The following is a 9,397-nucleotide window of genomic DNA, read 5'->3' as shown; positions in this document are numbered from 1 at the left end:
GCCCTGCGGCACGTATGCGAGGCCGCGCGCCACCCGGGCGCTGGGCCGCAGCGCCGTGACGTCCTCGCCGTCGAACAGCACCCGCCCGGAATTCACCTTGATCAATCCGACCGCGGCCCGGAGAAGCGTGGTCTTGCCCGCGCCGTTGTGTCCCATCACCGCGGCCACCCCGTCCGACGGGACCGTCAGCGACACTCCGTGGATCACCTCGGTCCGGCCGTACCCGGCCCGGACGTCGTCAAGCTCGAGCATCGCTGTCCTCCTTCGCAACGTCGGGCTGCAACTCGGGGGCGGCGCCCGCCGCGGCGGTCCCGAGGTACACCTCCTGCACCCGTGGATCGGCCTGCACCTGTTCGACCGTGCCCTCGCTCAGCACCTTCCCGGCGTGCAACACCGTCACCGAGGTCGCGAACGCGCGCATGAAGTCCATGTCGTGCTCGACCACCACGACGGTCCGTTCACCGCCGATGCGGCGCAGCAGGTTTCCCGTCTCCTCGCGTTCCTCGTGGCTCATGCCCGCCACCGGCTCGTCGAGCAGCAGGACCGAACAGTTCTGCACGAGGAGCATGCCGATCTCGAGCCACTGCTTCTGCCCGTGCGCGAGGATTCCGGCCGGGGTGTCGCGGAGTTTGCCGAGACCCGTGACGTCGAGCGCCTCCTCGATCGCGGGGAGCACCGCCTTGCGGCGACGCAGCAGCGTGAGCGCCGAGCGGCCGGAGCCCGCCGCGATGTCGAGGTTCTGAAGCACCGACAGTTCCTCGAACACACTCGCCGTCTGGAACGTGCGGCCCACGCCGAGCCGGGCGATGCGGTGCACCTTCTTGCCGATCAACTCGACGCCGGATTTCGTGACCGACCCCGTCGCCGGGACGAGCCCGGTAATGGCGTCGACCAGCGTGGTCTTGCCTGCGCCGTTGGGGCCGATCAGGAACCGCAGATCGCCCTGCATCAGGGTGAGGTCGACGCCGTCGACGGCCTTGAAGCCGTCGAAGCTGACCCGCAGGTCCCGGACCTCGAGGTACTCACTGGACATTCCGGCGTTGCCGCCGGGCACCGGCTCCCTGGTTGTGGTGGGAATCGTCATCGCGCCATCTCCATTCGTTCCGCCGTCTCGGTCTCGTCCTCCGGACCGGGCGGTGGCTGCTGTTCGGACGCGGCTTTCTGCTTGCGCTTCAGCAGCGCGAACAGCCCCGCGACGCCGGCCGGGAAGATGCCGACGACCACGATGAACAGCAGACCCTGCGCGTAGATCCAGCCGGACGGGAACGACTCCGAGAAGGCGCTCTGCGCCCATGCCACACCGATCGCGCCGAGGACGGGGCCGAGGAGCGTGGAGCGTCCGCCGATGGCCACCCCGATCAGGAACGCGATCGACGGGACGATCCCGACGTCGGCGGGGGAGATGATGCCGACGATCGGCACGAACAGCGCACCGGCGAGACCGGCGAAGAACGCTGCCGTCACGTAGGCGAGGAGTTTGATGTTCGCCGGGTCGTAGCCGAGGAAGCGCACCCGCTCCTCCTGATCCCGGACGGCGACGAGCAGTTCGCCGTACCGGCTGTTCATCAGTTGCCGGGTGACGGCGACGACGGCGAGCAGCACGCCGGCGGCGATGAAGAACAGCATCTGCTTGTTGGCGGGATCGTTCAGGTTGAAACCGAAGAACGTGCGGAACCTGTTGAGGCCGTTGCTCCCTCCGGTGCTCTGCTGACCCACCAGCAGGATGGCGAACGCGGCGGCGAGTGCCTGGCTGAGGATCGCGAAGTACGCGCCCTTGACGCGGCGCTTGAACACGCCGAGGCCGAGGACGAACGCCACCGACGCGGGGATCAGGAGGATTCCCAGGATCGTCACGATCGGCGACGTGAACGGCACCCAGTAGCCCGGCAGTTCGCGGATGCCCGCGATCTGCATGAAGTCGGGCACGGTGTCGCCGCGGAGTTCGGCGTCGGCGATCTTCAGGTGCATCGCCATCATGTAGGCGCCCAGTCCGAAGAACACCCCCTGGCCGAGGGTGAGCATGCCGCCGCGGCCCCACGCCAGGCCGATACCGACCGCGACGATCGCGAAGCACAAGAACTTGCCGAGCAGACTCAGCCGGAAGTCGCTGAGGACCGCGGGCGCGAGAACGAACAGAAGCAGCGCGGCCAGCGCGAATCCCGCCCACGCGCGGTAGCGGCCACTCGTCAGGATGCTCATACGAGACTCCTCGTCTTGACGGCGAACAGGCCCTGCGGCCGAACCTGGAGGAACACCACGATGACCACGAACACGATGACCTTGGCGATCGACGCCGTGGTCGAGTACTCGACGAACGAATTGAGGATGCCGAGCGCGAACGCGGCGATCACCGCACCCTTCATCTGTCCCAGGCCGCCGACCACGACCACCAGGAACGCGTCGATGAGGTAACTCTGGCCGATGGTCGGGCTCGTCGAGCCGATCAAAGTCAGCGCCACACCCGCGACACCGGCCAGCCCGGAGCCGATGAAGAACGTCGTCACATCGGTTCGGCGACTGGAGATCCCGCTCGTCTCCGCGAGGTCGCGGTTCTGCACGACAGCGCGGATCCGGCGTCCCATCGACGACTTCTGCATCGCCAGTGACAGCGCGACGACGGCCACGACCGCGAGAACCAGGATGAACAGCCGCGTCTTCGGGACCACCGCGCCCAGGATCTCCACCCCGCCGGACAGCCAGCCCGGTGCGGCGACGTTGACGGCGGGCGCCCCGAAGACGTCGCGGGCCAGTTGCTGCAGGATCAGACCCACACCGAACGTCACCAGCAGCGTGTCCAGCGGCCGGTGGTACATCCGCTTCACGAGTGTCACCTCGAGCAGGACGCCCATCGCACCACCGACCACGAAGCCGACGAGCAGAGAGACGAACAGGGAACCGGTGGCACTCGACACCACCTGCTGCACCACGTAGGCCGTGTACGAGCCGGCCATGATGAATTCGCCGTGGGCCATGTTGATGACGCCCATCTGGCCGAACGTCAACGACAGCCCCAGCGCCGCGAGCAACAGGATCGATCCGATACTCAACCCGGTGAACAGCTGTCCGATCACTACATCCATCGATGTATGTCCTCTCTCTTCCCTCGTGCTCGTCGGACCGTGTTCCAGCTACCCCAGCGACTCGGCCCACGGGTAGGACTTCAGGTACGGGTCCGGCTGAATCGGGGTGCCCGAATCCCAGACCGTGTAGATCAGGCCGTCGCCCCGGATCTCACCGATCCGCGCGGTCTTGGTGATGTGGTGATTGGACCCGTCGATGGTGACCAGACCCTCCGGTGCGGCGAACGTGACGCCGTCCGCGTTGTCCTGGATGTCCTTGGTGGCGAACGAGTTCGCCTTCTCGACGGTGTTCTTCCACAGGTACACGGACGTGTACGCGGCTTCCATCGGGTCGGACGTCGGCTTGTTCGCGCCGTACCGGGCCTTGTACGCGTCGACGAACTTCTTGTTCTCCGGCGTGTCGACGGTCTGGTAGTAGTTCCATGCGGTCAGCTGACCTTCGATGTTCTGGACGCCGATGCCGCCGACCTCCTCCTCGGCGATCGACACGGACACGACGGGCATGTCGGCGGGCTTCAGGCCGACGTTCGCGTACTCGCGGAAGAACGCGACGTTGGAATCGCCGTTCAGGGTGTTGAACACGGCGTCCGCGTCGGCGGAGCGGACCTTGTTGACGATGGTCGAGAAGTCGGTGGAGCCGAGCGGTGTGTAGTCCTCGCCCTTGATCTCGATGCCGTTGGCCTCCGCGTACGCCTTGATGATGCGGTTGGCCGTCTGCGGGAACACGTAGTCGCTACCCACCAGGTACAGCGATGTGACGCCCTTCTCCTTCAGGTAGTCGAGAGCGGGAACGATCTGCTGATTGGTGGTGGCGCCGGTATAGAAGATGTTCTTCGAGTCCTCGAGCCCCTCGTACTGCACGGGGTAGTAGAGCAGCGAGTTGTTGTCCTCGAAGACCGGCAGCATCGCCTTGCGGCTCGACGACGTCCAGCCGCCGAACACGGCTGCGACGCAGTCGCTGCTGATGAGCTTCTCCGCTTTCTCCGCGAACACGGTGGGCTCCGACGCACCGTCCTCGGCCACGATCTGGATCTTCTTGCCGAGCACGCCGCCCGAGTTGTTGATCTCGTCGACCGCGAGTGCGATCGAGTCCCGGACGGTCACCTCACTGATGGCCATGGTGCCGGACAGCGAGTTCAGCGACCCGACCTTGATCGTGTCCCCGGACGTGTCCACACAGGACGCCGCCGTGGACTCGCCGGCCGTGTCGGACGCCTTGCTGCCGCAACCGGTCAGCACGAGCCCGATGGCGGCGAGCGCGGTCGGTGCAGCGAGGGCGCGCTTGGAGAAGGTGCGCATGTACGGGCCTTTCCGTCGGAGGACTGGGTGGACCTCCGCAACCCGGGACATGTATCCGCCCCACGTATACAGAGGTGTATTCGTGGGGCGAACATTAAGCGGCCGTTGTTGCGCCTGAATGTCTGGCGGTGACGTGTTCGTGACGCGAATTACGGTTGCGTGAACAACCGCTCACAGTGCCCCGGCGTGGCCGGGAACCGGTGTGCGCTAACGGATCAGATAGGGCGACACCGAACTCTGGTGCTCGCTGATGTCGAGTTGCTTACCGAGCGGGGGGAACGCGCGCTGCGGGCAGTTGACGCGCTCGCACACCCGGCAACCGGCACCGATCGGGGTGCCCGGGTTGGAATCGTCGAGGTCCAGTCCGTCGCCGTACACGAGACGGTGCGCGTGCCGGATCTCGCAGCCCAGCCCGATCGCGAAGATCTTGGCGGGCTGACCGTAACGTTGGGCGCGGCGTTCGACGGTGCGGGCGATCCACAGGTACCGGCGGCCGTCGGGCATCTGCGCGATCTGGTTCATGATCTTGCCCGGGTACGCGAACGTCTCGTACACGTTCCACAGCGGGCACGTGCCGCCGCTGGTGGAGAAATGGAACCCGGTGGCGGACTGCCGCTTCGACATGTTGCCGGCCCGGTCGACGCGCACGAACATGAACGGGACACCGCGCAGCTTCGGACGCTGCAGCGTGGAGAGTCGGTGGCAGATCGTCTCGTAGCTCACCGAGTAGAACGCCGACAAGCGCTCGATGTCGTAGCGGAAGTCCTCGGCCACGTCGTGGAACTGGCCGTAGGGGAGGACCGTGGCCGCAGCGAAGTAGTTGGCCAGCCCGAGCCGGGCGAGCGCGACCGACTCGTCGCTCGTGAAGCCGCCCTCCGCCACCAGCTTGTCCAGCAGGTCGCCGTATTCGAGGAACGCCAGTTCGGTCGCGAACTTGAACACCTGCTGCCCACCCGACAGGTGCGGCGAGATCTCCAGCAGCCGCGACTCGGGGTCGTACCGGTGCAGGACGTTCTCGCCGAGGTCGATGCGCTTGACGATCTGCACGTCGTGCACCGTCTGCAACCGGCGGGCGATCTCACCGCCGACGTCGCCGCGGTGGAACCGCATCCGCGCCGTCAGCTCCTCCGCGGCGGTGTCCAGCTCGTGCAGATAGTTCTGCCGCTGATAGAAGTAGTCGCGGACCTCCTCGTGCGGCATCGTGATCGAGCCGCTGCCGCTGCCGTCGCTGTAGCGGTCCTCCGTCGCGAGCGCCAGCTGGGCGGTGGTGTTGCGGAAGCGGCGGTGCATGTTGACCATCGCCTTGGCCAGGCCCGGATGCGACGCCACCATCTCCGCGATCTCCTGGGCGTCGGCGTCGATCCCCATCTCCTGATCCAGCGCCACCTCGCGCATCTCCGCGATCAGGCGCGTGTCGTCCTGGGACGAGAAGAACGTGGTGTCGACGCCGAAGACCTCGCTGATCCGCAGCAGCACCGGCACCGTCAGCGGCCGGACGTCGTGCTCGATCTGATTGAGGTAGCTGGCCGAGATCTCCAGCGTCTTCGCCAGCGCCGCCTGGCTCAGACCACGCTCGGTTCGGAGCTGACGCAACCGGGTGCCGACGAAGGTCTTGGACATACGGCAATGGTACCGGCGCAGGTCAGCTGTGCGAACGGAACCTTCGCAAGATTTGCTCGCGCGGGTCGGGAGGTCAGGCCCTGTTCTCCGAGCGCGGGGCGCCGATCCCCGGGTCGATCCGGTACGGACCCGACGCCGACGGTGCGACGGGGAAGTCGAACATCGCCGTCGGCAGGTACACGGTCGAGCAGGAGTTCGGGATGTCCACGACCCCGGACAGCCTGCCCTCGATCGGCGCGGCGCCGAGCAGGAGATACGCCTGCTCGGGGCTGTACCCGAACTTGGTGAGGTAGTCGATCGCGTGGAGACATGCACGCTGATACGACAGGTGCGAGTCGAGGTACTTCTGTTCCCCGTCCAGGGTGACGGACGTCCCCGAGAACGCGAGCCATTCCGAGTACTGCGGATCGGTGTTGCCGGGCATGAAGATCGCGTTCTCGGACACGCCGTACGTGTCCATCCCGCCGGGGATGATGTCGACGCGCAGGTCGATGAAGCCGCCCATCTCGATGGCGCCGCAGAACGTGATCTCGCCGTCGCCCTGGGAGAAGTGCAGATCGCCGACCGACAGGTTCGCTCCGTCGACGAACACCGGGTAGAAGACGCGGCTGCCCTGGGTGAGGTTCTTGATGTCCTGGTTGCCGCCGTTCTCGCGCGGGGGCGCGGTGCGGGCCGCCTCGCCGGCGACGCGGTCGAAGTCGGAACCCGACAGGGACCCGAGGACGGCGTCCTGCGGTTCGGGCGGCAGCGCGAGTGGGGGAACCCGGCCCGGGTCGGTGGCGATGAGCGCGCCCTCCCTCGCGTTCCACTTCGACAGGAGGGCGGCCGACGGCGCGGTGCCCATCAGCCCGGGGTGCACGATGCCGGTGAACGAGACGTGGGGGACGTGGCGCGACGTGGCGGTCTGGCCGGCGAAGTCCCAGACGGCCTTGTAGGCGTCGGGGAACTGCTCGGTGAGGAATCCGCCGCCGTTGTGGCGGGAGAAGATGCCCGTGTAGCCCCAGCCCTGGCCGGCCAGCGGGCCGGAATCCTCCTGGGGGATGGGCCCGACGTCGAGGATGTCGACGATCAGCAGGTCGCCGGGCTTTGCGCCCTCCACGGCGAACGGTCCGGACAGGGTGTGCACGGTGGTGAGCGGTGCGTTGAGGATGTCGTCGGCGGAGTCGTCGTTGTGGATGGCGCCGTCGAACCATTCGCGGCAGTGCACGCGGAAGGAGTCGCCCGGTTTCACCGTGACTGCGGCCGGGATGTCGGGGTGCCAGCGGTTGTGCCCGACTATCGCCTGGTCGGTGAACTTCTTCGAGGAATCGAGCGGAAACAGCAGTTCGGGCATGTGCGCTCCTTCGGTGGCCGGTCAGGGACGAGGAAGTCGGCGATGCAGCGGGTTGTTCGTGACGGGTGAACGCCCGGTCGCGGCCCGCGGTGGCGGTCCGGCGACGACGGCCGGTTCGTGAGCCGACCTCTTCGTTGCGTCGAGGAGTTTCATCGCGGACGAAGATCCGTGTCCGAGGCGCGGGGAGGACACGAGCCGGGCGGCGTCGCCTTCGCATCCGGGGCAGGGGACCGATCGGGGCACGTCGGCCATGGGGAACGACCGCTCGAACGGGCCGCAATCGGCGGCGCATCGGAATTCGTACAGCGGCATCGTGGTGCCCTTCGCCCGGAGGAGACCATTCGAGGTCACGGTAGCCGACCGGATCGGTGATTGCAGTCACATCGGGCTGTCGGAGGCGCCTCCGCGGACGGGGAACGGCACGGTCGGGCGGGGGCAGTTATCTGTGTACGACGGGTTGCGTGCATGTGGTTCACCACCTGCGAGTTTTTGCTACTGGCGAGTATTTTTCCTCCCCGATCGGGCAGGTGTGGCGCTGAACTTTCTTAACAGTCTTTGCAAAGTGTTGTGAAAAGCTAGCCGAGATTGGCAGTAGCAACAGGTAGACGGCACTTTTTGCTTATGCCATTCTCGGTGAGTACATACGAAGGGCCTGGCAAGGATGTGAAGCAGTACATCCGTACCGGACCAGAAGTCGAAGAGAGTGGAGTCTTGATGTCGACCACCGGCACCCCGAAGACCGCAGCTGAAATCCAGCAGGATTGGGACACCAACCCGCGCTGGAAGGGAGTAACCCGCAACTACACGGCGGAGCAGGTCACCAAGCTCCAGGGCACCGTTGTCGAAGAGGCGACCCTCGCACGCCGTGGATCCGAGATCCTCTGGGACCTCGTGAACAACGAGGACTACATCAACTCGCTGGGCGCGCTGACCGGCAACCAGGCCGTGCAGCAGGTCCGTGCAGGACTCAAGGCCATCTACCTGTCCGGCTGGCAGGTCGCCGGTGACGCGAACCTGTCCGGACACACCTACCCCGACCAGAGCCTCTACCCGGCCAACTCGGTCCCGCAGGTCGTGCGCCGCATCAACAACGCGCTGCTGCGCGCCGACGAGATCGCCAAGGTCGAGGGTGACACCTCCGTCGACAACTGGCTCGCCCCGATCGTCGCCGACGGTGAAGCCGGCTTCGGTGGCGCGCTCAACGTCTACGAGCTGCAGAAGGCCATGATCGCGGCCGGTGTCGCCGGTTCGCACTGGGAGGACCAGCTCGCGTCGGAGAAGAAGTGCGGCCACCTCGGTGGCAAGGTGCTCATCCCCACGCAGCAGCACATCCGCACCCTGACCTCGGCTCGCCTCGCGGCCGACGTCGCGGACGTCCCCACCGTCGTCATCGCGCGAACCGACGCCGAGGCCGCCACCCTCATCACCTCCGACGTGGACGAGCGTGACCGCCCGTTCCTCGACGGCACCCGCACCGCCGAGGGCTTCTACGGCATCAAGAACGGCATCGAGCCCTGCATCGCGCGTGCCAAGGCCTACGCCCCGTACTCCGACCTCATCTGGATGGAGACCGGCGTGCCGGACCTCGAGGTCGCCAAGAAGTTCGCCGAGGCCGTCCGCAGCGAGTTCCCCGACCAGCTGCTCGCCTACAACTGCTCCCCGTCCTTCAACTGGAAGGCGCACCTGGACGACGCGACCATCGCGAAGTTCCAGAAGGAGCTCGGCGCGATGGGCTTCAAGTTCCAGTTCATCACCCTGGCCGGCTTCCACTCGCTCAACTACGGCATGTTCGACCTGGCCCACGGCTACGCCCGCGAGGGCATGACCGCCTTCGTCGACCTGCAGGAGCGCGAGTTCAAGGCCGCCGAGGAGCGTGGCTTCACGGCCATCAAGCACCAGCGTGAGGTCGGCGCCGGCTACTTCGACAGCATCGCCACCACGGTCGACCCCAACACGTCGACGGCTGCGCTGAAGGGCTCCACCGAAGAGGGCCAGTTCCACTGAGCCTTGTTCTCCGAGGCTTCGACCGATCACGGTTTCACCTGATCAACCCGACCCCGGGGAG

General features: G+C 66.5%; 9 protein-coding genes. 1 reads left to right on the top strand and 8 read right to left on the bottom strand.

Features of this window, described 5'->3' with window-relative positions:
- The 8 genes from ACFTZB_RS38545 to ACFTZB_RS38510 form a co-directional block, all read right to left on the bottom strand.
- The coding region (locus ACFTZB_RS38545; RefSeq protein ID WP_378440111.1) for an ATP-binding cassette domain-containing protein at positions 1-252 on the bottom strand (252 nt) is incomplete at its 3' end.
- Positions 239-1,084, bottom strand: coding sequence for an urea ABC transporter ATP-binding protein UrtD (urtD, locus tag ACFTZB_RS38540; protein ID WP_378440109.1), 846 nt, complete (start codon positions 1,082-1,084; stop codon positions 239-241). The genes urtD and ACFTZB_RS38545, both read right to left, overlap by 14 nt.
- Positions 1,081-2,199, bottom strand: coding sequence for an urea ABC transporter permease subunit UrtC (urtC, locus tag ACFTZB_RS38535; protein WP_378440106.1), 1,119 nt, complete (start codon positions 2,197-2,199; stop codon positions 1,081-1,083). Before urtC ends, urtD begins: the two co-directional genes overlap by 4 nt.
- A complete protein-coding gene (gene urtB / locus ACFTZB_RS38530; protein WP_378440104.1) occupies positions 2,196-3,080 on the bottom strand; it encodes an urea ABC transporter permease subunit UrtB in 885 nt (294 codons plus the stop codon). Before urtB ends, urtC begins: the two co-directional genes overlap by 4 nt.
- 48 nt (positions 3,081-3,128) lie before the next feature.
- Positions 3,129-4,379: an urea ABC transporter substrate-binding protein gene (gene urtA / locus ACFTZB_RS38525; protein ID WP_378440102.1), complete on the bottom strand. Its 1,251-nt coding sequence runs from the start codon at positions 4,377-4,379 to the stop codon at positions 3,129-3,131.
- Positions 4,380-4,586: 207 nt separating this feature from the next.
- Positions 4,587-5,999: an acetate metabolism transcriptional regulator RamB gene (gene ramB / locus ACFTZB_RS38520; protein ID WP_007301354.1), complete on the bottom strand. Its 1,413-nt coding sequence runs from the start codon at positions 5,997-5,999 to the stop codon at positions 4,587-4,589.
- A 73-nt stretch (positions 6,000-6,072) separates the two neighbouring features.
- Positions 6,073-7,332 (bottom strand): formamidase, encoded by a 1,260-nt coding sequence (gene fmdA, locus ACFTZB_RS38515; RefSeq protein WP_378440099.1) that lies wholly within the window; start codon positions 7,330-7,332, stop codon positions 6,073-6,075.
- A 21-nt stretch (positions 7,333-7,353) separates the two neighbouring features.
- Complete coding sequence (locus ACFTZB_RS38510; RefSeq protein ID WP_378440113.1) at positions 7,354-7,644, bottom strand: FmdB family zinc ribbon protein; 291 nt, start codon at positions 7,642-7,644, stop codon at positions 7,354-7,356.
- A gap of 402 nt (positions 7,645-8,046) precedes the next feature.
- Between ACFTZB_RS38510 and aceA the strand changes: the two genes are divergently transcribed.
- Complete coding sequence (gene aceA, locus ACFTZB_RS38505; RefSeq protein ID WP_072939629.1) at positions 8,047-9,336, top strand: isocitrate lyase; 1,290 nt, start codon at positions 8,047-8,049, stop codon at positions 9,334-9,336.
- Positions 9,337-9,397 lie beyond the last annotated feature (61 nt).

The organism is Rhodococcus sp. NPDC057014, assembly GCF_042673295.1.
GTDB lineage: Bacteria > Actinomycetota > Actinomycetes > Mycobacteriales > Mycobacteriaceae > Rhodococcus_F.
The sequence above is the reverse complement of the archived record's forward strand: the minus strand, read 5'-3'. Positions and strand labels throughout refer to the sequence as shown.